At 42.6% G+C, this 25,461-nt stretch carries 27 protein-coding genes and 2 riboswitches; of the genes, 1 reads left to right on the top strand and 26 read right to left on the bottom strand.

The annotated features are described in order from the left end of the window. Positions 1-219: 219 nt before the first annotated feature. From NSU15_RS16100 to NSU15_RS16150, 11 genes are all read right to left on the bottom strand, one after another. Complete coding sequence (locus NSU15_RS16100) at positions 220-1,065, bottom strand: class I SAM-dependent methyltransferase (protein WP_339286714.1); 846 nt, start codon at positions 1,063-1,065, stop codon at positions 220-222. A 32-nt stretch (positions 1,066-1,097) separates the two neighbouring features. Continuing rightward, the gene (locus tag NSU15_RS16105; protein WP_339286715.1) at positions 1,098-2,012 is read right to left on the bottom strand and encodes a DMT family transporter; all 915 of its coding nucleotides are present in this window, start codon (positions 2,010-2,012) and stop codon (positions 1,098-1,100) included. Positions 2,013-2,153: 141 nt separating this feature from the next. Then, on the bottom strand, positions 2,154-3,290 hold the full coding sequence (locus tag NSU15_RS16110; protein WP_339286717.1) for a zinc-dependent alcohol dehydrogenase: 1,137 nt from the start codon (positions 3,288-3,290) through the stop codon (positions 2,154-2,156). A gap of 83 nt (positions 3,291-3,373) precedes the next feature. After that, positions 3,374-4,192 carry a VanW family protein gene (locus NSU15_RS16115; protein ID WP_339286718.1) on the bottom strand — a complete coding sequence of 273 codons (819 nt, stop codon included), beginning with the start codon at positions 4,190-4,192 and terminating at the stop codon, positions 3,374-3,376. After that, positions 4,189-4,716, bottom strand: a complete 528-nt coding sequence (locus NSU15_RS16120; RefSeq protein WP_339286719.1) for a cysteine hydrolase family protein — start codon at positions 4,714-4,716, stop codon at positions 4,189-4,191. Before NSU15_RS16120 ends, NSU15_RS16115 begins: the two co-directional genes overlap by 4 nt. Before the next feature lie 127 nt (positions 4,717-4,843). Beyond that, positions 4,844-5,566 carry a 7-carboxy-7-deazaguanine synthase QueE gene (gene queE, locus NSU15_RS16125; RefSeq protein WP_339286720.1) on the bottom strand — a complete coding sequence of 241 codons (723 nt, stop codon included), beginning with the start codon at positions 5,564-5,566 and terminating at the stop codon, positions 4,844-4,846. Next, a complete protein-coding gene (locus NSU15_RS16130) occupies positions 5,559-6,041 on the bottom strand; it encodes a 6-carboxytetrahydropterin synthase (protein WP_042128160.1) in 483 nt (160 codons plus the stop codon). The genes queE and NSU15_RS16130 overlap by 8 nt, the downstream gene beginning before the upstream one ends. After that, positions 6,041-6,703, bottom strand: a complete 663-nt coding sequence (queC, locus tag NSU15_RS16135; RefSeq protein WP_339286721.1) for a 7-cyano-7-deazaguanine synthase QueC — start codon at positions 6,701-6,703, stop codon at positions 6,041-6,043. Before queC ends, NSU15_RS16130 begins: the two co-directional genes overlap by 1 nt. Positions 6,704-6,732: 29 nt before the next feature. Then, positions 6,733-7,206 carry a preQ(1) synthase gene (queF, locus tag NSU15_RS16140; protein WP_036687775.1) on the bottom strand — a complete coding sequence of 158 codons (474 nt, stop codon included), beginning with the start codon at positions 7,204-7,206 and terminating at the stop codon, positions 6,733-6,735. A gap of 163 nt (positions 7,207-7,369) precedes the next feature. Beyond that, positions 7,370-7,413: riboswitch (PreQ1 riboswitch) on the bottom strand. Positions 7,414-7,488: 75 nt separating this feature from the next. Continuing rightward, entirely contained in the window at positions 7,489-8,175 is a 687-nt protein-coding gene (locus NSU15_RS16145) for an ABC transporter permease (protein ID WP_156114814.1), read from the bottom strand. Next, positions 8,172-9,020: an ABC transporter ATP-binding protein gene (locus NSU15_RS16150; RefSeq protein WP_339286724.1), complete on the bottom strand. Its 849-nt coding sequence runs from the start codon at positions 9,018-9,020 to the stop codon at positions 8,172-8,174. The genes NSU15_RS16145 and NSU15_RS16150 overlap by 4 nt, the downstream gene beginning before the upstream one ends. Before the next feature lie 214 nt (positions 9,021-9,234). Here NSU15_RS16150 and NSU15_RS16155 point away from each other — a divergent pair, with 214 nt between their 5' ends. After that, entirely contained in the window at positions 9,235-9,570 is a 336-nt protein-coding gene (locus NSU15_RS16155) for a hypothetical protein (RefSeq protein ID WP_339286726.1), read from the top strand. 60 nt (positions 9,571-9,630) lie between these two features. Here the strand turns inward: NSU15_RS16155 and murB are convergent, their stop codons facing one another. From murB to NSU15_RS16230, 15 genes are all read right to left on the bottom strand, one after another. After that, positions 9,631-10,542, bottom strand: coding sequence for a UDP-N-acetylmuramate dehydrogenase (gene murB / locus NSU15_RS16160; protein ID WP_076120503.1), 912 nt, complete (start codon positions 10,540-10,542; stop codon positions 9,631-9,633). A 151-nt stretch (positions 10,543-10,693) separates the two neighbouring features. Continuing rightward, positions 10,694-11,494: an ABC transporter ATP-binding protein gene (locus tag NSU15_RS16165; protein ID WP_060623435.1), complete on the bottom strand. Its 801-nt coding sequence runs from the start codon at positions 11,492-11,494 to the stop codon at positions 10,694-10,696. Between the two features lie 86 nt (positions 11,495-11,580). Continuing rightward, the gene (locus NSU15_RS16170) at positions 11,581-12,615 is read right to left on the bottom strand and encodes an iron ABC transporter permease (protein WP_339286730.1); all 1,035 of its coding nucleotides are present in this window, start codon (positions 12,613-12,615) and stop codon (positions 11,581-11,583) included. Further along, positions 12,615-13,670 carry an iron ABC transporter permease gene (locus NSU15_RS16175; RefSeq protein ID WP_042128171.1) on the bottom strand — a complete coding sequence of 352 codons (1,056 nt, stop codon included), beginning with the start codon at positions 13,668-13,670 and terminating at the stop codon, positions 12,615-12,617. Before NSU15_RS16175 ends, NSU15_RS16170 begins: the two co-directional genes overlap by 1 nt. 220 nt (positions 13,671-13,890) lie before the next feature. Next, entirely contained in the window at positions 13,891-14,898 is a 1,008-nt protein-coding gene (locus tag NSU15_RS16180; protein WP_339286733.1) for an iron-hydroxamate ABC transporter substrate-binding protein, read from the bottom strand. A 202-nt stretch (positions 14,899-15,100) separates the two neighbouring features. After that, positions 15,101-16,918 (bottom strand): APC family permease, encoded by a 1,818-nt coding sequence (locus NSU15_RS16185; RefSeq protein WP_339286735.1) that lies wholly within the window; start codon positions 16,916-16,918, stop codon positions 15,101-15,103. 123 nt (positions 16,919-17,041) lie between these two features. Then, positions 17,042-17,200, bottom strand: a riboswitch (cyclic di-AMP (ydaO/yuaA leader). Between the two features lie 197 nt (positions 17,201-17,397). Further along, positions 17,398-17,862: a disulfide oxidoreductase gene (locus tag NSU15_RS16190; RefSeq protein WP_042128176.1), complete on the bottom strand. Its 465-nt coding sequence runs from the start codon at positions 17,860-17,862 to the stop codon at positions 17,398-17,400. Continuing rightward, positions 17,859-18,611: a thioredoxin domain-containing protein gene (locus tag NSU15_RS16195; protein ID WP_339286737.1), complete on the bottom strand. Its 753-nt coding sequence runs from the start codon at positions 18,609-18,611 to the stop codon at positions 17,859-17,861. Before NSU15_RS16195 ends, NSU15_RS16190 begins: the two co-directional genes overlap by 4 nt. A gap of 161 nt (positions 18,612-18,772) precedes the next feature. Further along, positions 18,773-20,089 carry a hemolysin family protein gene (locus tag NSU15_RS16200; protein ID WP_042128180.1) on the bottom strand — a complete coding sequence of 439 codons (1,317 nt, stop codon included), beginning with the start codon at positions 20,087-20,089 and terminating at the stop codon, positions 18,773-18,775. A 312-nt stretch (positions 20,090-20,401) separates the two neighbouring features. Then, entirely contained in the window at positions 20,402-20,872 is a 471-nt protein-coding gene (gene gerQ, locus NSU15_RS16205) for a spore coat protein GerQ (RefSeq protein ID WP_042128182.1), read from the bottom strand. Positions 20,873-20,993: 121 nt separating this feature from the next. Next, entirely contained in the window at positions 20,994-21,425 is a 432-nt protein-coding gene (locus tag NSU15_RS16210) for a cell wall hydrolase (RefSeq protein WP_042128184.1), read from the bottom strand. Between the two features lie 212 nt (positions 21,426-21,637). Beyond that, positions 21,638-22,030, bottom strand: coding sequence for a DUF2500 domain-containing protein (locus NSU15_RS16215; protein WP_042132227.1), 393 nt, complete (start codon positions 22,028-22,030; stop codon positions 21,638-21,640). Positions 22,031-22,224: 194 nt separating this feature from the next. Further along, the gene (locus tag NSU15_RS16220; RefSeq protein ID WP_170880345.1) at positions 22,225-22,401 is read right to left on the bottom strand and encodes a hypothetical protein; all 177 of its coding nucleotides are present in this window, start codon (positions 22,399-22,401) and stop codon (positions 22,225-22,227) included. Positions 22,402-22,648: 247 nt separating this feature from the next. Continuing rightward, a complete protein-coding gene (locus tag NSU15_RS16225; RefSeq protein ID WP_339286740.1) occupies positions 22,649-23,938 on the bottom strand; it encodes a YCF48-related protein in 1,290 nt (429 codons plus the stop codon). A gap of 26 nt (positions 23,939-23,964) precedes the next feature. Further along, entirely contained in the window at positions 23,965-25,347 is a 1,383-nt protein-coding gene (locus NSU15_RS16230) for an amino acid permease (RefSeq protein ID WP_339286742.1), read from the bottom strand. Positions 25,348-25,461 lie beyond the last annotated feature (114 nt).

Below are 25,461 nucleotides of genomic sequence, written 5' to 3' on the forward strand. Positions count from 1 at the left end.
ATCCTTTATGAATGCTTTTCCGTAAAGAAACCGCTTTCAAATATTGAATGTAAAATTATTGTATTACCTATACGTTTCCAATGTAATGGAATATTCTCCGTAAAAAAGTTTAAAAATTTATGTTTTAAACATGAAAAAACGACTGCGCCGTCCTCTCAGGGACGATGCAGCCGTTTCTACGAGAAAAATAAGGTTATTGTAACGTGTAAACACATACTCTTACAGGTTCTGACCATTACCAGCCACCAAGGTGAATGTCTTTGGTATTCCTTTATCATAAACATCAGAGGATAGATTGGGTTCTTCGATCAATTGGCGGATCACAAGCCCGGAACTGGCAGCAGCTGTTACAATTTCTCCAAGCGTCCAGCGACGCCAATATACCACGCTATGCTCCTGTTCGCCTGCTGGTTTGCTTGTTGAAGGCAAATACTTAGAGTATGAGACTCTTTTTTCTTCCAATGTCGTATCGAAGTAGTCACCGCTGACTTTGTGTTTGCGAACCTTCGCTGTAGAACCCTTCGAGGATATAAGCTTAGTCGTCACAGGATGGAAATCGCGCAGAACAAAAATCCCACCAGGAGAAAGTAAATGGCGGACGGTTTCCATAAACAGAGCAAGGTCGGTAAAGTAATGAACAATCCCTAACTCCGCAAATACGATATCATATGAACCATCCAGTACGTGATCTGGAAGCTTCAGAACATCCGATACGATATAGTTAAGCTGAACACCCGCTTCTTGTGCGAGATCAGCAGCATAACGCGCATTAGCCTCCGAGAAGTCGGCAACAGTTACGTCCGCCCCGAGTAATGACAGAGCGACTGCCTTCATTCCGTTTGATCCCATGAGATTCATCATCTTTTTACCCTGTACATCTCCAAAATAAGAAGAGAGCGGGTACAGCTTTGCACTTGGTTCCTTGATTAACTTGGCCGCTGCCTCTGACGGTGTACCAAATCGAGCAACCCAAGCTGTGTACGTGTCTTCGTTCCATAGTTCCTCACTTGTTGGCGAAGTGCCTTTTCCAGGATGCAGTTCTAAATTTTGATCTTGTTCTTCCATACCTTGCGACCCCTTTATGATTAAAATATCTGTTATGAAGCATTCTGAATGGCATCTGCCACCTGAATTGTTTTCTTTCTTCCAGCGTACAAATATACGCCCAGTCCAAACATAACCAAAAGTCCACCTGCCCATTGAAGCGCAGTTAATTGTTCACCCAAGAGCAGATACGCAAGGATACTTGCCCCCACTGGTTCTCCTAAGATGTTCATAGATACCGTAGTTGCGGATACATACTGAAGCAGCCAATTAAATAAAATATGCCCGAACACCGTTGGAACCACTGCTAGCAAAACGAAGATTCCCCACTCATTCGCAGGAAAATTAAAAAATGAAATCCCCATGAACAGATTGTATATGGCAAACACACCAGCCGCTGATAAGAAGACTATCAAGCTATACAGGTATGAGGGCATGCGCACTACAAGCTTTTGACCGATAAGCATATGCACAGCGACCGCTACTGTTCCACCAACCGATAACAAATCACCTTTAAGATTATCTGCAGAGATACCAATATCTCCCCAACCGATAAAAACTACTCCGCCAATAGCAATACTCAACCCTAGAATAGCAGACACAGCTGTTTTTTCCTTATACAAAAAATAAACGCCCAGCATAATAAACACGGGCTCCAGCGCCATGATCATTGTTGAACTAGCTACCGAAGTATACTTCAAAGAGCCCATCCAAAGCAAAAAATGTAGCGCTAGCATAGTGCCTGAGAGCACTAGCATGATCCAGTCTTTTTTACGAAGCGCGAACGCTGCTCCGCTGTATGGTCTTGCAAAAGGCAACATCAGCAACGAGGTGAACAACAGCCGATACATTCCTTGTATAGATGCTGGTGCTGCAGACCACTTGATAAAAATGGCAGAAAAAGAGATGGCCACAATCCCAATCAACATTAAAATTGGAATAGGAAGTGGCGGTTTTTTAAGCTTCACATGGTACGCGTCCTTTCAATATCTTAAGTCACTTATGTTAATTTAACGCAGACCGTGAAAAAATGCATCTATTTTCATTAGATTTCGCTAAAAAAAGCATAAGCAATGTCATTTCTGACGAGAGCTCATGCTTCTTAAAGCCTAAGGTTTCAGAACCACCTTGATGCAATCCTCTTTTTTCTCACTAAAAATGTCATAGCCATGCTCCGCTTTACTGATAGGCAAGCGATGCGTAATGATATCTGTAGGATCAAATTTATTCTCTTTAATCATCTTATAAAGTAAAGGCATATAATGAATCACTGGAGCCTGTCCCATTTTCAAAGTAATGTTGCGTTCAAATAGATGACCCAAAGGGAACATATTGTAAGTAAGTCCATAAACCCCCACAAGCTGAATAGTTCCGAATTTACGTACGATATCCGAGGCCATTCTAAATGCGCTGAGTGAGCCTCCTTGTAGCTTCAACGTGGTCTCCACTTTCTCCAAAGCAGATATTTTGGCATCCAAACCTACACAGTCAATAACTACATCTGCGCCCCCATGTGTTATCTCCTTCAAATGAGCTTCAATATCCTTAATCTCTTCAAAGTTGTAAATTTCTACATTATTTGTCAGCTTCGCATGCTGCAGACGGTAGCCAATATGATCAACCGCAATGACTCTTGAGGCGCCTTTGATCCAGGCAAACTTCTGAGTAAGCAGTCCAACAGGCCCGCAGCCGAGAACAATGACTGTATCCCCTGGCTTCACTCCGCCGCTTTCTACGCCCCACCAAGCAGTAGGCACAATATCAGATAAGAAAAGAATTTTCTCATCTTCCATTTCTGCATCCTCAGGAACAACAAAAGGACCGAAATTACCATAAGGAACCCGCAGTAATTCGGCTTGCCCTCCTGCAAAGCCCCCATAAGTATCGGAATAACCCAGATACCCGCCTGTATCCTTGGCGTCATTAGCATTGTCGCATTGACTCTCCATCTCATGCTGGCAGAAGTAGCACTGACCACAGGCTACATTAAAGGGAATAATGATCCGGTCGCCTTTCTTGACTTTAGTTACGTCTGGACCGATCTCCTCAACAATCCCCATGGGCTCATGGCCAATAACATAATCATCATGCATACCTGGAATTTCACCGTTAAAAATGTGCAGATCTGAGCCACAAATCGCTGTAGAGGTAATTCGTACGATGATGTCATCCTTTTTCTCAATCTTCGGATCAGCAACCTCTTTAACTTTCACTTTCTTCTTCCCTTGGTAGGTTAATGCTTTCATGCTGTTAATCCGCTCCTTTGAAGTATGGTATAGGGTAGAACGATAACGTGTCTTTCTATGTTATAACCCTAAGCCCTATCCTCTTATCCATGAAGAAGCGGAGAATACATCATAAGTGCGTAATTATCAGTAATAGCTTCATCTCCAACCAGCTCTCCGGAACGTGTAAATACTTTTCGACTAATCTTGTTACTGCGGATATACCCTCCCCATGGTTCTAGGCTTATCCGATGATCACTTTCGTACACTTCATATTTATAAAGGGACTGCTCATCGCATCTCCATTCCCCGTGCAAATGACTGTCATCCAGCCAGAGCTTTAATTGATACGTTTGATTCGTGTTATTCTTCACTTGAAGATCCAAATAATTATAAGAACAGGTAGCACCGCTTCCAAATGGCTGTGTGCGCTGTTCATCTGGAAATACATCATAGCTGTGCCGATGCCGTTCCGTAACCGTAAGAGGAGTATGCAGTGTCATCCAGTAGATCAGATTAGACAGCTGGCATAGCCCCCCGCCAACTCCAGAATGAAAATCGCCATAATGCAGAACCATACCTTCCAGATAACCTTTTCGCTTACTGGGCTTGCCGATGCTTCTCCAATAGGAAAACGTCTCCCCCGGCCGCACCATGAGTCCATCCAGTTTCGCGATCGCCAGCCGTAAATTTGTTATTTTATTATATTGAAGCACCATATCTACATTCCGAAGACTACGTAATAACGGTGTAGAGTGAGTCATGGCCTCACAAGATAAAATATCACTAGTGCGCTGCTTCGCCATCTTGCCGCGATCAGTACACCATTTCAAGTATCTTTTCCAAATAAAATATCGCTTTCCGGCAAATAGTCTAAGTCGTGAACGCTGAATAGGTTTCATGGCAACCTGTGGGGTATTCATCTAAACTGAACCTCGCTTTCAGCTCGTAACTGGGCGAATCTACCTCCAATTACCGCATTATGATGCTTAACGATCTCTCTACTACTCAGAACCCCATTATCAAAGGTGCTATGAGCATCTGAAACTAGCACACTTTTATATCCCATGCTATATGCGCGTCTTATCGTTGTATCTAGACAGAATTCACTTTGCATACCACAAATCACCAGATTCGTGATCCCGAGCTTCTGTAGCTCATCTTGCAACACGGTTTGGTGAAAAGCATCCCAAGTAGGCTTCTCCACAATAACTTCGCCTTCCTGCGGTGTGATACGATGACTGATCTGCCATGTGGACGTACCTTTTGTGTATTCCTCATCTTCCGTATGTTGAATATAAACAATTGGAGTACCTGCCACCCTAGCCTTATGCTGAAGGGAAATAATTCTCTCCATCACACCCTCTTCATCGTACAGCTTTTGATCAGGATAGGAGAACATAGCTTCTTGAACATCAATAATTAACAGTGCAGTTAAATTTCCCATTAGGTACCTCCTATAACTTTTATGAAAATCATACCAGATTATGGGACATTCTATCTACCTTTTTAAAGACTCAAATCAACAAAAAAGGGCATCTGCTATGCAGACACCCTTTACATTACAACCCTTTTTACTTGCCACGCTTATTATGCCAGATTAAAGCATGCATCTGTGGTAGTACACGCACTCTATTCATTTCAGGATCTAAGATTATTTTATTAAACAACCATTCCAGCCATCCCAAAAGTCGAGCAGAAATGTCACCCTCTTCAGTGACATCATCATTCCCAGGCTGCAGATAGAGCTGTACATTTGGATATCGCTGGTGAATGTCTTTTGCATAACCGAAGTCCTTATCGTCAAACACAACGACTTTAAGACTGTGTGTGGAACGGCCCAGATTCTCCAGCTTACTCATGATGTTATCTAGCATTTCCCAATTCGTTGTCATCCCTGAGCTTGGCGGCTTCGGACTAATGGTCAGCACATCCACGTCATTGAACCATTCCTGCCATTTACTGCCCTGAGTTTCTATTGCAGCTTGTATCCCTCGCTCATGTAGCAGGTTAATAAAAGCGCCCATCCCATCACCAATTAAAGCAGGATTGCCGCCTGAAATCGTAACACAGTCGAAATTATCTCCAGCTATAGCTATAAGTTCATTCATAATCTCATCCGAGGCCATCATTCGAACCTTATCCTTAGCCGAACCATCCCAAGTAAAAGCGGAGTCACACCAGCCACAGCGATAATCGCAGCCATAGGTGCGGACAAACATAGTCTTCACACCAATTACCGCACCTTCACCTTGAATGGTCGGACCGAAGATTTCAATTACAGGAATCTTACTCACAATCACAGCCTCCATACAAGCGGTAAGATGGTCCATCCTCAGGGATATCTTCAGCCAGCACTTCTGCCCAAGAGGTTGGTGTCTCCCATAGCTTTACAGCGTACAAGGGAAGCCCCGCTTGCTTAAGCTTGTATGCTATATATGAAGACATATTCTCAACGGTGGTCCGGAAAGACAGCAAAGCTACTTTGGAACCCGTATTCGTTAACGTCTCTAACACAGGTTCATTTCCCATAGCGAGAAAAGCATGATCTAGACGGTCTACAAGGCTTTGCTGCACTGTTGTTTTGATATCGCTGAAATCAATTACAAACCCTTCGTCCGAATGGCCTTCCGCGGTCATAGGTTTGCCCTTAAGCACTACTTCGAGCTTATACGTATGACCGTGCAGGTTACTGCACTTCCCTTTGTGACCCACTAACTGATGCGCCGCGTCGAACGTAAATATTTTGCAGACTGAGACCTCGTTAAGCATTAAGAACGGACCTCCGTTCTTTCCGCCTCATATTGTTCAAGTCCCCGCTGACGTAATAGACATGCTGGACAAGTTCCACAACCTCTGCCAATTATGCCGTTATAACAGGTCAGAGTGTGTTCGCGAACATAATCAAAATAACCCAGTTCATCGGCCATCTTCCACGTTTCTTTTTTATCCAGCCACATCAGTGGAGTGTGTATTGCAAACTCATAGTCCATAGATAAATTCAGCGTAACATTCAATGATTTCACAAAGACATCACGGCAGTCCGGATATCCGCTAAAGTCCGTTTGGCAGACTCCAGTAACAATATGGGAATAACCTAACTGTTTAGCTAATATTGCGGCAAAAGATAAAAACAACAGATTTCGTCCGTCCACAAACGTACTTGGAAGGTCATCGCCTTCGCCAGCCACAATATCAATATCCTGCCGTGTTAAAGCATTTGGTGCCAGTTGATTCAGCAGTCCCAAATCAAGAATATGCTGTTTTACATTAAACTTAGCTGCTATTTCTGTAGCAACTTCGATTTCAGCCGCATGACGCTGATTATAGTTGAAGGTAACTACCTGCACTTCCTCAAAACGCTTCAATGCCCAAATCAGGCAAGTGGTGCTATCTTGTCCGCCGCTGAATACAACTAGTGCTTTTTTATTCATCTTAATCTCTCCTTATCAACTTATTGGGATTAGCGGTTGTCCACTTTTTCCGGATAGAGGTCGTGATTGATCAAGCGGTGCTCCGCCATCGCCTCATACTTCGTACCCGGTCTTCCATAGTTGCAATAAGGATCAATAGATATGCCGCCACGCGGAGTGAATTTGCCCCATACCTCAATGTACCGTGGGTCCATCAGTGAGATCAGATCATTCATAATAATGTTGACACAGTCCTCATGAAAGTCACCATGGTTACGGAAGCTGAATAAATACAGCTTTAATGATTTAGATTCCACCATCTTCTGTTCAGGAATATACGAAATATACAGTGTGGCAAAATCCGGCTGGCCTGTAACAGGACATAAGCTAGTAAACTCAGGGCAGTTGAATTTAACAAAATAATCACGCCCAGGATGCTTATTATCAAATACTTCTAGAATGTCTGGATCATAACCAAACTTGTACTGCGTTCCCTGATTACCAAGCAAAGTGACTTCTTGCATTTCCTCTTTTAATCTTCCTTCTGACACGACAAAAAACCCCTCTCTTTTCCTTCGGCCTTGGCCGGTAATGGAAAGAAGAACGAGATTTCGAAAACTTGGCTCCACTAAGAAGAAACGGAAGCAACGTCCGGGTAAAGGACAGCATCCGCTTATACGGTTTAATATACTCTTAGTTTTTTATAGAGGGAGTTCGCGAACCTCTCCTGCACAATCCGTGCAGACTTCTTCTTTAAGCATATTGCGTCTTGAACTATACCACGGGTGGCCTGCTCCTGACAAGTTCTACTCTTTCTCGATCTTCCAAATCCAAACCGAAAGCACTGCAATCCATATGAGCAACAGCAGACTTTCTACAGGCAATATCCCTTCTCCATTAAGAATACTGTTCAAGTTCTGGGTGATTTCAATACTCGGCAAAGCTGCAAAGATCGGATAAGTCCATTCTGGAAGAGCTAAGTAAACAGAAGCCACCAAGAAAAAAAGAACCATAAATGCAGAGCTGATGGCCGAGCCATTTTTGGAGGAACTTACCTTTAATCCGATGATAATTCCAACTTGTACAAAGATCATTCCACCCAATAACATATATATCAACGAAGACAATAAATCTATGTTCAACCCTTGATTAAGTACATAAACTATCAGCTGTGAAAATAACGAAAAGACAAGAACAGAACCCGCCTTAGCAATAATGATCTGACCTCTGCTTAACGGTGAGATCAACAGTGCATCATAAGTTTTACTCTCTCGCTCCTCAATTAATCCTGGGCCGGTAATCATGATTCCAACCATTACTTGAGCAAACAAGATCCAAGTTGAAAGAAGCATGAAATCTAGACCGCTCTTGTCCACTACAGTGATGATTATTTTAGCCATAAATATAGGCAATACAATTAGGATTACAGTTGCTGGATTACGTAGTATATCCTTACACTCATGCTTAAACAGCTTCCATAACGGATAACTCAACTTAACTCACTTCCCGTCAAGGCAGCAAATACATCTGCCAGCGAAGCCTCTTTACTGTGCATACTTATCATTTGATGATTAGACATTAGCTGATAAATATGATCTTTTGTAGACGCTTCTGCTATCGGCCAGGATTTCATAATCACTTCTCCATCCTGCTGATATTTCACTTCAATTTCTGGTTTACCATACATGGTCTTAAGTCTATGGGGTTCATCAAGTGCCACCAATGCACCAGCGTGCATGATCCCTACTCTATCGCTTAATTCTTCTGCCTCGTGCATATCATGCGTTGTTAAGACAATAGTTGTACCTTCATATTGAATTTTCTTGATGTGATTACGAATGAGTGAGGCTGAATTTGGATCTAATCCACTCGTAGGCTCATCTAAAAACAACACTTGAGGCTTATGTAATAATGCTCTGGCGATTAGGACACGCTGCTTCCAGCCTTTAGACAAGCTACTTACCTTAGCTTTTTCCTTATCTAACAGTTGAAGAATTTCCATGACTTCATTCACCCGACTGGCTGTTACCCTATACAGGTCAGCAAACAGCTCTAGATTATCTCGGATAGAACAACGCATATACAGATTGGGAAGCTCGAAAACAACGCCAATTTGGGCATGAATTTCTTTTTTATGACGTAAAATATTCATGCCATTAATTAAAATTTCTCCGCTTGTAGACTGAAGAAGACCCGTCATCATTCGCATCGTGGTCGTCTTACCAGCACCATTGGGACCTAGAAACCCAAAGACCTCTCCCTTCTCCACTGCAAAAGTTATTCGATCAACCGCACACCTCTCCTGATAATACTTGGAGACCTCTGATAGCTGAATCAAATGACACTACCCCCTTTTTCGAATAGTTAATATCTATCTATCCTTATTCTGGTTGTAGAGGATTATCTCTGCTGTTGCTATTCTGTAACATTCGCTGTAGCTTAGCACCATCCTTTGTTCATTTTCGCTCAGATGTGGCAAAAATATGGATTCAAATCCTACAAAAAGGGTAACTTAAACCTAATAATCTTTGAAGTAAAGGTGGGATCATCTTATGGAACAAAACATACAGAAATTGATGGACTGGGTTAACAGTCATGTAAATGAAACCATTGTTATTGAAAAGAAAGAGCTTCGTGATCTGGATAAAATTCATTTTAATCTGGAGGCAGTTGAGTTCCGGAGTGCGGAGGATGTTATCGATGATTATCTAGGGAGTGCATTAATATTAAAAGGATTTGGCAGCACTTTAAACGCTGATGGTGAGCTAGTATCTCTACCACATTCCACCTATGACTTAGCTATTGACGGGCTTCGTATTGAGGATATAGGTGATCACAAGGCGGAAATAACTACAGATAGAGCTAAATACACCCTATCAGTGGATTGAACCATAAGTGATAACAGCAAAAGAGCCCACAGTAATCTGTGGGCTCTTACTAATTAGAGGTTATTCTTCTCCAATGATCTCCACTTCAGTTTCCAGCTCCACTCCGAATTTATCCTTCACAGTCGATCTTACATGGTGAATTAACCCGATGTAATCACTGGCGGTTGCATTATCTGCATTTACAATAAATCCTGCGTGTTTCTTGGATACCTCAGCACCACCGATTCTTGTTCCCTGTAAGCCACTCTCTTGAATTAACTGACCCGCAAAACGACCTGGAGGGCGTTTAAAGACACTCCCACAGGATGGATACTCAAGCGGCTGCTTCGATTCACGCAGGTAAGTAAGTTCATCCATTTTCGACTTGATGGCTAATGCATCACCAGAAGTCATAGCAAAATTGGCCTCAAGCACGATGTATTCACCGCTTGCGAACACGCTTTTTCTATAACCCCATTGCAGCTCATCCCCTTGCAGAGTCACTAATTGTCCGCTCTTAGTTATAGCCAACGCGCTATGCAGTACATCTTTAATTTCTCCGCCGTAAGCACCTGCGTTCATGTATAACGCTCCACCAACCGTTCCTGGAATGCCGCAGGCGAACTCAAGACCCGTAAGCTCCATTTCCAGCGCATATCTGGAAACATCAATAATCTTGGCGCCGCACTCCGCATACAAGAGATTATCACGAATTCCCATTCCGGTTAGTCCTGCCGTTTGCAGAACGATCCCACGCACGCCTCCATCACGGATAATCACGTTAGAGCCGTTCCCAAGTACCGTAAGGGTTATCCCATTTTGTTCAGCATATGTAACGATCTTTTGAATTTCATCATAAGTAGCTGGTGCCGCCAAAATATCAGCTTTGCCGCCCATTTTGGTATACACGTGATCCTTTAAGTTTTCATGACTCTTCACTATTCCTGCAGTCATTAATTGCTCTAGGTCATCTTGAATTTTGTCAATATTCATGTTTCATGCTCCTTTAACCATGTAAAAATGATGGTTCTTGATCTATTTTAAGTAGTGGTATCATGGAATTGTAGGCAACCACAACTGTAACAACGAACAGGCTCCCTTGTCAATGACGGGAGCCTGTTCGTTGTATGATTTTCAATTATGTTTACACCGCTTTATAGGCTGCAAGCTCATAAGGAAGGCACAGTGGCACACCGGTGCGTGGATCTGGAACAATATCCGCCTCAATTCCAAACACTTCCCGCAGTACATCTGGTGTCATAACTTCAGTAGGTGAGCCTTCACTAACCACAGTACCGGACTTAATAGCTACCATATGCTGCGCATAACGAGTAGCATGATTCAGATCATGCACTACCATAATAATGGTACGGCCTTCTTCCTCATTCAGCTTTTGCAGAAGCTGTAGAACTTCAAGCTGGTGCGCCATATCTAGAAATGTTGTTGGTTCGTCTAGGAATAGAATGTCTGTTTCTTGTGCCAATGCCATTGCGATCCAAGCACGCTGACGTTGTCCTCCGGACAAGCGGTCAATCGGACGGTCATGGAAAGACTCCATACCTGTAACAGTGATAGCGTTAGAGATAATGCTGCGATCCTCAGCTGTCATTGTGCCGAATCCTTTTTGATGCGGGAAGCGACCATAGCTGACAAGTTCAGAGACCGTTAGTCCGTCTGGAGCCGTTGGGTTTTGCGGTAGGATCGCAAGCTGACGAGCTACCTCTTTCGTAGAAAAGTTATGGATCGATTTGCCGTCCAGCATCACGCTGCCGCTCTTAGGCTTCATGATCCGGGCCATAGTTTTAAGAATTGTAGATTTACCAGAGCCGTTAGCGCCCACTAGTGCGGTGATTTTTCCCGTAGGGATGGATAAGTTCAAACCTTTAACAATTGTAGCCTCTGCATACCCAATACTTAATTCTTCTGTATTCAAACGTTCTGACATGTTAACCACTCCTTAAAAGTTTTATGAAGCTATGCTCCTAGAATGAACTACATAATTTATCTTGCTTCGTAAGAAAGAGCTTAGTTTTACACTTTTGATTTGGCGAGTAAATACAAAAAGTAAGGTGCACCAATGATCGCAACCACGATGCCTGTTGGAACTTCTGCAGGCTGCAGAACCCATCTTCCGATGGTATCCGCAGTAATCATAAGGAGTGCCCCTGTCAAAGCACTAGCCGGTAATAATACCTGATGACGGGGTCCCACAAGCTTGCGGGCTAGATGTGGTGCAATTAAACCAACAAAGCCAATCCCTCCGCTTACAGCGACACAGGAGCCGGCAAGCGCAACTGCTGTTACCAGAAGGAGAATACGTTCCTTCTCCACGCGCATTCCAAGTCCTAATGAAGTATGATCTCCTAGATTCAATACATTAAGAATACGGGCCTTATAGAAGGCGAACGGTAACAGAATCGCTATCCAAGGCAGCAGCGCAAGGACAAATCTCCAATCGCCACCCCATATTTTCCCGGCGATCCAAGTCGCTACAAATTGATAATTATTAGGATCAAGCCGAAGGGCTAACACAAGCTGGCAAGCATTGATTCCGGCAGCGACCGCAATCCCGATAAGGATCAACCTTGTTGGAGACAGACCATCTGCTTTCCGATATGCAAGAATATAAATTAAAGCGGCGGTTAAGCTAGCTCCTCCAAGCGCTAAAAGCGGCAAGACGAATACCGGAGCTGCTGTTGTAGCCGGAAAAAACGAGATGAAAATGATTACCGCAAAACCTGCACCCGCACTAATGCCCAGCGTAGCCGGTTCAGCAAGTGCATTCCGAGCGAGACTTTGTAAGATACAGCCTGACACTGCAAAGCCCGCTCCAACTAACAATGAAATAACGATGCGAGGTAATCTGAAATCAAATAAAATTAGCTTTTGCTGATGAGTTCCATCTCCCAGCAGTGTATGTAATACCTCCCGGGGGGATAGACGCATAAATCCTGTATTCATACTGACAATAAATACAACAACGATCAAAATGGCAAGCAGCGATAACACTGTAATGGCGCGTGTGCGGCGTTCTTTTTCATTAGGAGAAAGGGTTAATCTGTGCATTACAGCTCCCCCTTACGCTTACTCGCCAAGTAAATAAAGAAAGGTACACCGATGATGGCTATTAAAGCGCCTAGCGGCGTTTCATAAGGTGCATTTATCATTCTAGCGGCGATATCCGCAAAGATAATCAATAAGCTCCCTAGAATCGCCGAGCAAGGAATAATCCAGCGATAATCTACACCAACGAAATAACGTGTAACATGTGGAATAATTAGTCCTATAAAAGCAATCGGGCCAACCATTGAGACTGCACTTCCGGCAAGAACGACTACAACAATCATACATGCCAACTGCACTAATCTTGTCCGCTGCCCCAGACCAACAGCAACTTCTCTTCCTAAGCTGAGCAAAGTGACGGACCGCGATAATATCATCGCTGCGATTAATGCCACGAACACCCAAGGAAAAATAATCTTGATCTGAGTCCAGCTCGCCCCACCCATTCCTCCAGCCAGCCAGAAGGCAATATCCTGGGATAAGTTAAAAAGAATAGCTATACCCTGACTAACAGCAACCAGTAATGCACTTACCGCAGAGCCTGCGAGCGTTAAACGTAACGGTGTAAGGCCATTAAAAGATAGCGACCCAATTCCGAATACGATAAATGAGGCTACAGCGGCACCTATAAAACAAAACAACATAAGTGAAGTGAAGGAGAGCGAAGGTGCAAAAGCAAAAACTATGGCCAGCGCTACACCTGCTCCCGCATTCAAGCCTAACAGACCTGAATCCGCCAGCGGGTTTCTTGTCATGCCTTGCATGATTGCCCCTGCTACTGCGAAGCAAGCACCGACCATAGCACCTGCTATCGCGCGTGGAAATCGCAGTTCTCTTATCACCTGATGTTGCTGTAAATCTGGATTGAAATGAAATATTGCTTCCCATACCGTAGCTAGCTTGATATTTGCCGCACCCACCGAGACCGAAAGCGCCAGTCCGAAGGCAATAGCAGCAAGTCCAATCACTAGAATACCCATTGCAGCTGCCGGTCGGGTATGTAGAGCTTTTTTTGTATCATTTTTATTGCGATTTGCGAAATCTGAGGGTGAAACCATGAGTCGTCTCCTTAATCGATAGTTACATTAGTCTATATGATAACAACAATCATTCTCATTATCGCAAAAAAAATTAGGTTGTACAATTGTAGGAGTAGTTTTTCCGTAATATGGGAATGGTTTATAAAAAAATGGTGCAGATCTTAGTATCCTAAGATACTTGATCTGCACGCCCTTCCCCACCAAAAGATCAGTCTCATTCATGGTGAATTACGACTTTTTATTTCACAAGACTTTCTAACACATCATCAATAATTTTGCCGCCAGCGTTCGCACCACTGTATAACCAGCTGCTTGTTGAGCTCATTTCATGCACATTACCAGCTTTTACAGCCGGGATACCTTTCCAAATTGCACTGTCCAGGATCTCCGAACCCTCAGTCTTATCACTGTTTACAAGAATAATATGATCTGCCGTCAGCTCAGAAAGCTTCTCTAGCGAGATTGGATTCCAAGTAGCTCTTGTACCAACAGGAATTTCTGTTACTAAGTTAGGCAGCGTTACACCAAGGTCTGTGTATAACACAGCACCACTACTGCGTGTTTCATCTACAATATAGAAGTTCTTTTGTACCAACCATAAAATCGCCACGGACTCTTGACCAATAGCTCCTTCAAGCTCTTCTTTCGCAGCAGCCGCTTTGTCTTCATACTCTTTAATGGCTTTCTCTGCTTCAGGGGTCTTGTTCAGAATTTCACCAATCTTGAGCAGCGATTTACGCCAATCTTGATTTAGTTCATCCCCAATCACATAGGTCGGTGCAATCTTATTCAGTTGGTCGTAGATACCGTTCTGTACAGAAGACTCCGATGGGATGAGAATAAGATCCGGAGCAAAGCTGGTTACTGCCTCGAGCGGAAGATCGTAGCTAATGGTAGGCACATCTTTCAATTCAGCGGCCAGATAATCTTGAACACCATTCGGTACGGACCATTGTGCTACTGGAGTCACGCCCAGAGTTACCAGAGCATCCTCCAAATAAGAACCCAGTACACGCGTTGGATTAGCCGGAATCGTTACTTCATGCCCCATTGCATCCGTTAACGTCTTAGGCGCTGCAGGAGCTTCTGTAGCTTCAGCAGTAGGTGCTGCCGTAGACTCTGATCCTGCGTTTGATGCGTTACCGGAATTATTATTACCGCAAGCGGATAAAAATAGCACCATCACCATTAATCCGACCATCGTTAATTTCATGCTTCCAAATCTTTTTCTGTTAAACCAAAACATTTAATACCCTCCTAGTGTGTACAAGCTATGTTTTCTCAAAGATGTTGACTGTCTCTGTCTCACTTTTAAATGATATTGATTCTCATTCTCTATGTCAACATATAAATTTTAAATTTTGTGGATTTGTAACAATTTCCTTCTTTAAAATACAAAAAAGGCTATATTCCGAACGTTCCGGATATAGCCTCTCCTTAAGGGTTCACTATTTATTCAAATGATAAGGGACAGTCGCTACCACAACATCTTTTGAATTCATTAGGTAAGAACGGATTAAAAAGCTGGTCTGATTATGAAGTACAGCTTGCCACCAATGCTTAGTGATAAATTGTGGGATCAGGATCGTGATATGATCCGTTGCTGCGGTCTTCCACTCCACTGTATCAATAAATTTCAGTAACGGACGAATAATACTGCGATATCTGGAACGAAGTACAATCAGGCGTACACCTGGGTTCCACTCCTCCCACCGTTGCTCCATCTTTTGGATGTCCTCTTCATCAAATCCAACATATACTGCTACAACATTATCCGTTAAAGACTTGGCATAGCTAATGGAATGCAGTACAGCACGTGTTACACCGGCAACAGGGACAACAACCGTGCTGCCTTTAATCAAAGGTTTATCTGTACTCGGACATATACGAAGCTCATCTGCAATATTCAAATAGTGCTTGTGGATACGGTAGAACACAAACATTACAGCAGGTAAGAAAATGAAAGCCATCCATACGCTTGAGAACTTAGTAATGATAAAAATAAGCGTAATCGTCAATGTAGTCAGCATACCAATGGTATTTACAACAAATCTTTTTTTCCATCCCGCTGGTTTGGTTTTAAACCAATGAACCATCATTCCTAGCTGAGACAATGTGAAAGGAATGAAGACACCAACCGCATAAAGAGGAATCAGGCTTTCTGTATTTCCGTGGAATGCAGCTACAAGCAGAGCTGACAGAACACCTAGAAAAATAATACCATTGGAGAAGCCTAGACGGTCACCACGAACCATAAAAGCATGCGGCATATATTTATCTTTTGCAAACATAAATGCAAGCAGCGGGAACGCTGAGTATGCCGTATTAGCCGCCAAGAACAAAATTACTGCTGTGATACCTTGTATGAAAAAATATAAAGTTCCGCGACCAAAGGTCGATTCAGCGATCTGAGAAACAACTGTGGCCTTTTCGTCAGGCACTATGCCGTACCAATACGCCAGGAGTGTGATGCCTGTGAACATAAATCCAAGTATAACTCCCATGACCATTAAGGTCTTGGCTGCATTCTTTTCTGCAGGTGCTTTAAAGTTTGGAATAGCATTAGATACAGCCTCTACACCCGTAAGAGCCGAACAGCCAGAACTGAAGGCTTTTAATAGTAGAAACAAACTAACATTTGAAACAGCAGCGCCAATTTCAGGGACATTCGCATGCACGCCACCTGCTGCATATTTAATAATACCGGAGATAATCAACACTACAATCGACACCACGAATAAATACACTGGGATTGCGATGAATGAAGCTGATTCTGTAACTCCGCGAAGATTAATTAAAGTAAGAAGAATAATAACGGATACTGCAATAAGAACGGTGTGATTATGAAGACTTGGAAAAGCCGATGTGATCGCATCCGTCCCTGCCGACGCACTAACAGCAACGGTCAGAATGTAATCCACTAACAAAGACCCTCCTGCTAAAAGCCCTGTCGGAACACCAAGATTACTCTTGGCAACGATGTAAGCTCCGCCTCCCTGAGGATAAGCGTAGATCGTCTGCCGATAGGATAAAATCAGGATGGCCAGCAGGCCCAATACGGCTAATGCAATTGGCAGGGAATACCAGATGGCAGTAAACCCTGCAGCCACTAGTACAATCAGAATTTGTTCCGTTCCGTAGGCTACAGACGAGAGCGCATCAGAAGACAGGACAGCCAGTGCTTTAACCTTGGATAACTTTTCATGATCGAGTTCGTTCGACTTCATCGGACGCCCGATCAATAGTCGTTTTACCTTGCTTACCATGGTGGATACAGTTCCTTTCTTTGGGAGCTGAAACGGAAATTCCGCGCGCTGTTTTCATTGGTGGATTTCATAAATGCAGACACTAAAAATAGCATACGGAAATGATCCGCATGCTATGCATGGTCATTATCCCACCTTTGCTTACGAGGTTAGCTGGCGGATTCGGGCTGTGGTATAGCCCTACGGTTTAAGTCCAATCGACCCATTCCGATTCACCCCATTGGCACGAATGCCAAGTTTGGTTCCCCCGTTTTTCCTAAGAAAATTCAGCGCATATTCAACTTCTCACAAGGTCTAATATTAGTCTACAAAGTGGTTACAGTAAAGCGTTGAAAAAAATGAAAAAAGAATGAAAAAACATCCAGTAAGCGCAAATACAGAGTCTTATTGGATGCTCTCTTTCATTCTCTTCAATTATCCCTCTGGATCGTGTTTTTAATCACTTTTCACATTTTTTCGGATCACTTAAAGTTAGAAAATCAAAATCCTAAACTTTCCTCTGTATCTAACTCCATCACTTCTTCTTCCTTACGTCCGTACCAAAGTAAAATACTAATTAAAGCAAAAGCGATTAACGCAAGGAATGGTATCGTAATGAATCCAAAAAAGTTCAAGTAATCCTTATTACAAGGAACACCAATTGTACAAGGAAGAACTTTACTTAACGCAGGAATTTTCTGTTCCGCATAGTGATAGATCGAGATACTGCCACCAATCAAGCTTAGTGGAAGTACATAAGGGATTATCCGTTTATCCCCTCGAAACGTTGCAATTCCCAAGAGGAATAACTGAGGATACATGAAAATTCGCTGGAACCAGCAAAGCTTACAAGGTTCATATTTCAATACTTCGCTCAAATACAAGCTACCGGCAACAGCAACTAAAGAGACGAACCAGGCCAGATACAGGCAGTTACGCTTGCAAAAAGATAGGAACTTTGTCACTTTGCCTCCACAGCTTTTGCAGCGTCATTAATTTCAGTTGAAATCGCTTCAATGTTAAATGGATCCGCAGTCTTTACTCCATTGATGTAAAGGGATGGCGTTGTAGTTACCCCTGCTTCAGTAGCTAGCTGCATGCCCTTATTTAGGTCATCTGCATACGTACGATCCTTGATATCTTTACGTAGCAGTTCGTAATCGATAGTTAACTTCTCTTTCTCCGCAAGGCTTACTAAGAAATCTTCAGTTGCCCATTCTTCGCTCTCATCACCTTGCTGTGCGTATACAGCATCGTAGAACTTCCAGAATTCATCTTTATTCTGATGATATACAGATAATGCAGCAAGTGAGGCAGTCTCAGAGTCTGGACCAACGAAAGCCATATTTACAAAGTAGAGCGCTGCTTTTCCCTCGTTGACAAAATCTTGAACAATCTTCGGTTTAACTGAAGTTGCAAATTGGGAACACGCTGGACATTTTAAATCACCAAATTCAACAATTTTAACAGGTGCATCCTCTTTACCGACTCTAGGTAGCTCACTGTAATTGAATTCCACTGGTTCTCCCGTAGTGGCATTTTTTGCGGCATCTTTCGAAGCTAACATAAACAATCCAACAAAAATGATGACTACTAAAGCAATTGAACCAATAATTAAAATTCTCGTCTTCTGCTTTTGTTGCTCCTGTTCTACCCGCCGTTTCTCTTGTTTGCTTAGCTGGGGAACGCTTGTACTTTTATTAGGTTTACTCAAGGAGAATTCCTTTCTGTCCTCTGTGGACTAATGTAGTTTTTATCATATACATTTAAAATTATATAATTTTAAATCTCTTTTTGGCAAACAATACTGTAAATACACTGTAAAAAAAGACACAAGGCTACAGCCCTGTGTCTTAATAAATATAAATAAGTTCGTTATGCACCAGCTTCTTCAGTCAATAGCTGTAACTTCAGTAGCTTAATTCGAGAAATCCGCTTATTATCCGTTTCTTCTACAATAAACAGATGATCATCAAATTCTACAGACTGCCCTTTTTGAGGTGGATTAACCTCCAGTTTAGAATACAGCCAACCGCCTATCGTATCATAATCCTCTGTATCCATGTGGAGACCCAAAAGATCGTTGATCTCTTCAATAAGCATCAAGCCGTCGATGGAGTGTTCATCCTCCCCCAGCTTCTCAACACCAGGACGCTCTTCATCGAACTCATCCTGAATTTCTCCTACAATTTCCTCCATGATATCTTCCAGTGTTACCATTCCCGATGTTCCACCATACTCATCAATCAGAATGGCGATTTGTGTCTTCGCACGCTGCATGACTTTCAGCAGAGCACTAATCTGAATAGATTCTGGTACGGTTAGTATAGGACGAATTAACTTATTATAGCTTTGTTCACGATCCCTAATTAAGTCCTTGATATGAATGAAGCCAAGAATGTGATCCTTATCTCCATCACAGACTGGATAACGCGTCCTCATTCCATCAAAAGCAATTTCAAGATTTTCTTCCGTTGGAAGATGATTATTCAGGCAGATCATTTCTGTCCGAGGAATCATGATCTCACGGGCCATCGTATCCACGAATTCAAAAATATTGTCAACTAGAGCCATTTCGGTATTATCGATAAAGCCGCTTTTATTACTTTCTTGCATGATAATACGGATCTCTTCTTCCGTATGCGCCGTCCCCAGCTCTGAAGCAGGGGCTAAACGGAAGATCCGTAATAAACCGCGTGCTAGCCCATTTACGATCCATATCACTGGATACATGATCTTGTAAAACACATTCATCGGTCCAGATGTTAGCAAGAGGACAGATTCAGCCTTGTTAACAGCAATAGTCTTAGGTGCAAGTTCACCTAGTACGATATGCAAGATAGTGATAAACATTAGAGCAATAATCAAAGATACAACATTAACTGCGGTTACCCCAAAACCTATACTTCCTAATAATGGCCCAACAAGGTTAGCTATAGCTGGTTGACCCAGCCATCCTAGCGCAAGCGAAGCCAAAGTAATACCAAGTTGACAGGCGGATAGATAACCTTCCAAGTTGCGTACGATGCTTCTCGCTTTTAAAGCTTTTTTACTACCTTCTTCAATAAGGGTATCAATTCTACCGCTTCGTACTTTTACCATTGCATATTCGACTGAAACAAAAAATCCGTTTAACAATACCAACAGAATAATAAGACCTACGTGTAATATACCGGGTAAAGGGTCGCTCAATTTATAATCCTATCCATCATTCTCCGTACGGATGGATAGGCCCACCTCCTTCGTTTTTTCAGAGTATCGGCAAGAAGCTTGCCAGTTGTTCCTTTCAGTATCAATTTCCCAATGGTTTCATCTCCAGTCTGGAATCACGTTTTTGAATATATACTTTATTATATTAATATATTGGGGCAAACCGCAAGCATGCGTGTCCTTTCGAAAAAAAATGGGTCTTTATTCCCCTTATTATTCCAAAATATCTGTCTGTATAAAGAAAAACCCCTCACCGTTAAGTGTTGGGGTTCATCCACAAATATTAGGACTTGATTAGCGACAGTTTCTTGTTGTAGGAGGATTACCAATGACACCAGGGTATTGATAAGTAAGGGGTTCATCAAATGTAGCATAATCAAAATAAATCATAAGTAATACAGTACGTTGACCTGTTACTGGGTCACTAATAATAATGTGGTCACGGCCCGCAGCTTCCAGTACACCCTTGTAAACTTTGGCATTCCACTCTTTGTTATTTTCGTAAGTAAAATAAAATGTACCTACTTTGCCTAAATTCAGTCTGAAGATATTTTCGATATACGATTGTTCAAACTGTTGAGGTGGGTTTTGAACTACAACCCCTCCTGGTGTCATCGGACTTCCGCTGCTAACTTGTGGCGGCATGCTACCCATGCCTTGCATCCCTTGCATTCCTTGCATTCCTGTTGACATTGGCATTTGCATACCTGAAGAAGAAACACTACCAATAGTATAAGTGACGGGACGGTATGGTTGAACGATCATTTAATGAACCTCCTAAATGTTTATCGGAGCAGTTGCTCCCTTTGGACACCAAAAAATTTAAAACTAGCTTACTGAGAGAATTACTCATATGTAGAGTAATTCTCTTTGCACAGTTCCCCTGCTAATTGCCAATAAATACAGCTGGGCAATCTTCTCCAGTCGGAGTAAAGAAGCAATGAGCTTTAAAGCGGCCTGTGTTTTGTTGGTTATACCAAGTTGGAGGGCAATCCCCTACAGGACGGAAGAACCATAAAGCATTGGTTGCTGGCCAGGTTCTTTCACCTGCAATTGCACGTTTAGCAAGACGTATGTCTGCTTCTCTCGCTCGTTGATAGAAGTAGCTTTTTTGCGGGGCTTCGAATCCTCCTGGACTTTGATAGACCATGTCATTCACAGTACGAATGTTCAAAAAATCGAGGCAATTGCCAAGAATCCGATTGACACCAACATTGCCGACCATAAGCATGCCGAGATCTCCATCTTCCTCAGCTTCTGCTCTCATCAACCGCGCTAGCACCTTCACATCTTCCGAGTTCGTTTTGATGACGGCCACGCTGTCTCCTCCTTGGGGTCGCTTTTAGCTTGCAACCTCGTTCTTAACTGCATGCTGTATTGTATGTGCATTCGCCTAACTGGTGACAGCTCACGCCTAATTTTACAGTCGATTACTTTCTGCAACATTCTTAATAGTTGCAAATAAAAATCCATCTCCCTGTTCCACTAAAAGGAAGAGGGGGATGGATTAAGATTTAAGTATGCTAATGGCTACTCCGCAGTGGAATATTGTGGCTGTCGCTCAAATCCGTGATATCTAGTTCCTTGATAGGTAAGCATGCCTTTATCGCCTTCTGCACTCATTCCATATTCATGACCATCTACTTTAAATTCTATTCGACTGCCACCATTCAATTCATACGTTAAGTAGTAAGTTGTACTTGTACGACTTGAACCATTATCTTCTTGAGTCTGCTGCTGCCTTATTTCACTTCGTTTACTAACGATACGGGCAGGAATGGTTAGCATGGGTGAGCTATTGTTCCGGCTCCATTGAAGCAAACCCCTGCCTGCTGATACTGCAAGAATACCAACCATTACAATGAGAAATATTGGCATCACTGTTCCAGAGAAATCAAACATCCATGAAAGATCCGGGCCCATTCCCATGACATTTTCCCCCTTCATACCCATGTAATTCCGACTTTTCCTTAGCTTTCGGGCACTTCTGTACATGTATATGCCTCTTCTAGTTAAGAAAGCATTAAATTAATGAGACTTCATGCAAAAAGACCACTTCGTTTTCTTAGAAATCAAGAAATGAAGTGGTCTTTCAATCATAGTTTTGAGTGATCAGATTAAGCATGAACGAGGTCTAGCAATTGCTTTGTTTCGTCAGTCTGATCGTCTAACATTCCGTTATCTGCCCAGCATGCTCTGCATTGTTCTTCTGTTTCACACAGGTGAGCGTCATCACAGTTGTAGCAAAGTTGCAGCAGGTTTCTTGTCATATAATCTGTTTCAAAAGTTTTCATTGTAATCTCTCCTATTCGAAAGTTGAGTTTGTGAAAATTTGAACTTGTTCTATGTGTTAAATATATCACACGATCATTTAAATGTCATGTGATTTTTTTCACATCTTTAAAGAAAATTTTAATTAAGTTTTTTCCTTATATTCAATTAATCAAAAATACGTAGTTTTGGGAATTCATCCCTTATACACAAAAAAAGAAGCTGTCCCAAAAGTAGCGTCCACCACTTAAGAAACAGCCCCTCTTCACTTTACATCACACGCCAACTAATCCCACCATTAGTGGTTTGTAAGAGGAGTGAGCGTTTTTGTTCTTTTTTCTCAATCAAAAGCCAGCCGACCTCTGGAGAAATAAACTGCATCTTAATCGTCTCAGGATATTCCTCAAGCTTTGACTGCAGAACATTGCTCTCCTTAAGGGGGAGCCAATTGTTCCCTTGGTTAACGGTGTGGTAAAGGGTGTCACCGATGATGGCCCAACCGACTTGGGAATTCAGAAATGTTGGGGCACTCTGATGATTTCCTTCGGTTGAACTCTTTAATTCAAAAGGTGCAAATTTCCAATTATCTCCACCATTAGCTGTAAAGTAACCGTGGTAAGTAATCGTCTTATCTTTATCTTTTTGGCAGCCCACAGACATCCAGCCATTAGTTTTACTAGCATCGAAGAACTCTGGTTTGCCAGTAATCACTCTGTCACAGCTTTCCAGTTGTTCATTTACCAAAAAAGGTGATCCCGGATTCCAACTCTGACCACCGTCCTTAGTCATAAAGATCTTTGGAAGAGCACCTGTCTGCAGGGTCACAAATCCCTCTACACGGTTCTTAAATATCATTCCAGTACTTACACCTGTGAACGGAATCGAATGATTTGGAAGGTTCGGATTATATTGTTCATTCTGCATCACTTCTTCCCACGTGGCACCACCGTCTGATGTTGAGTAAAGGGCCTTGCTCTCCCTGTTAGGAGTAGCTTTTGAAGAGGTCATCAGCCATCCTTGGGTCGGAGAATTAAAATAAACGGAAGATACATCATTATCATCGCCTAGTGATGAGATCTTCCAGCTCTGACCACCATCCGTGGTTCGCAGCACAATGTTCTCTGTCGTACCAAATGCACTTCTTATAATCCAACCATGATTGGGGTCCGTAAAAAAGATGCCTTTTCCATAGACGGGCGTGGAAAGGAACTGTACATTTGGCGCTGGAGAAATATTAGCCCATGTCGCTCCATTATCACGGGTAATGTACAAACGAAGCTCATTTTTTGTAACACCCCAGACCATGCCCACTGTCTCGCTTAGCAAATGAAAGCCCGTAATTCTCGTCTGAACCTGATATTTCGGGGCACTCTCATTATTAGTATTGTTATCAGGTGGTGTAATCAGAGTAATCGTTTGTCCTTCTTCCGGTGCTTCTGTTGGCTGTGGCTGTGGAGAAGGCTCCGGTGGTGGTGAAGAACATGCCGAGACTATCCACGCTAAAAAAAATAGCATCAGAAACATTCTTAGTGTTTTCAATCCAGCAGTCCTAGATGTCAATGCCCTCTCTCCTCTCGATTCGATTCTTATTTATGATTCAACTTACTATTACGGTAGCCGTATAAAAAATAGATCAGAAGTCCAAGAGCCGTCCAAATAAGAAATCCAATCCATGTCTCACTTCCTAGATTATACATCAAAAATCCGCATGTTGCCGCACTTAGCAACGGAATGAAAGGTACCCAGGGTACTCTGAACCCTCTTTTCATATTGGGATGAATATACCGTAAGGCAATTACACCCAAAGAAACGACAAAAAAGGCAAACAGTGTTCCAATGCTTGTTAAGTTAGCCAACCGATCCAAAGGTATGAAGCCAGTTAATACTGCTATTATGATACCAACCATCCATGTACTACGAATAGGCGTTTGAGTTTTAGCATTGATGTTAGATAATCCTTTTGGCAAAAGTCCATCCCGTGAGATTGCAAATATCAGTCGAGTTTGACCGAACAGCATCACGAGCAGCACTGTGGTCATTCCTGCAATAGCCCCTACCGAGATTAGACCCGCTATCAGATCCTGATTTACGACGCGAAGCGCATAAGAAACAGGATCACTTACATTGAGGTCCGTGTAAGGAATAATACCCGTTAATACGAGTGAAACTAGAATATACAATACTGAACAAATAGCAAGAGATGAAATAATTCCTATTGGCAAATCCCGCTGTGGTCGCTTTACTTCTTCTGCTGCAGTCGATAATGCATCAAAGCCTATGTAGGCGAAGAAGACCGTTGCCGCACCATTCACGACACCTTGAAAGCCAAACGGTAGGAATGGAGTCCAGTTCTCTGGCTTAACATAGAAGAATCCCGTTACGATAAACAAAAGTACTACAGCAATTTTGATAACTACCATAATGGCATTAAAACGAGCAGTCTCTTTAGTTCCCCGTGTCAGTAAGTAGGAAATTAGTAAGATGATAATTACTGCTGGTAAATTGATAACGGTACCCGCTTCCGCATTATAAGCCCCAGATAGTGCTGTAGGAATATGTATCCCGAATCCCTCTAAAAGACCCTGTAAATAACCGGACCACCCACTGCTAACTGCCGCTGCTGCAACGCCGTATTCTAACACAAGATCCCAGCCTAAAATCCAAGCGAGTAATTCTCCAAATGCTACATAACTATAAGCATAGGCACTTCCGGAGACCGGGATGGTCGATGCAAACTCTGAATAACAAAGGGCTGATAACACGCACGCAAAAGCGGCTAACAGGAATGAAATCACAAGCCCAGGACCAGCGTGTTCTGCTGCCGCTACGCCTGTCATTACAAAAATACCAGTACCGATGATCGCTCCTACACCTAGCATGGTTAGATCTAGTGCACCAAGTGTTTTGTTTAACTTGGTTGCACCCGAGTTTGAAGGTGCGATTAACGGTTTTTTGCGAAATAAATCCATTCTTACATTCTCTCCTGTCTAGTCTTGTTGTCAAATTGTTTAGAGAATTTCTATTTAGTATGCCCAAAATGGGGTAATGCATTAAATAAGACCTGCTTGAAAACAATAACGTTA

Source organism: Paenibacillus sp. FSL E2-0201, from assembly GCF_037963325.1.
Lineage (GTDB): Bacteria > Bacillota > Bacilli > Paenibacillales > Paenibacillaceae > Paenibacillus_AQ.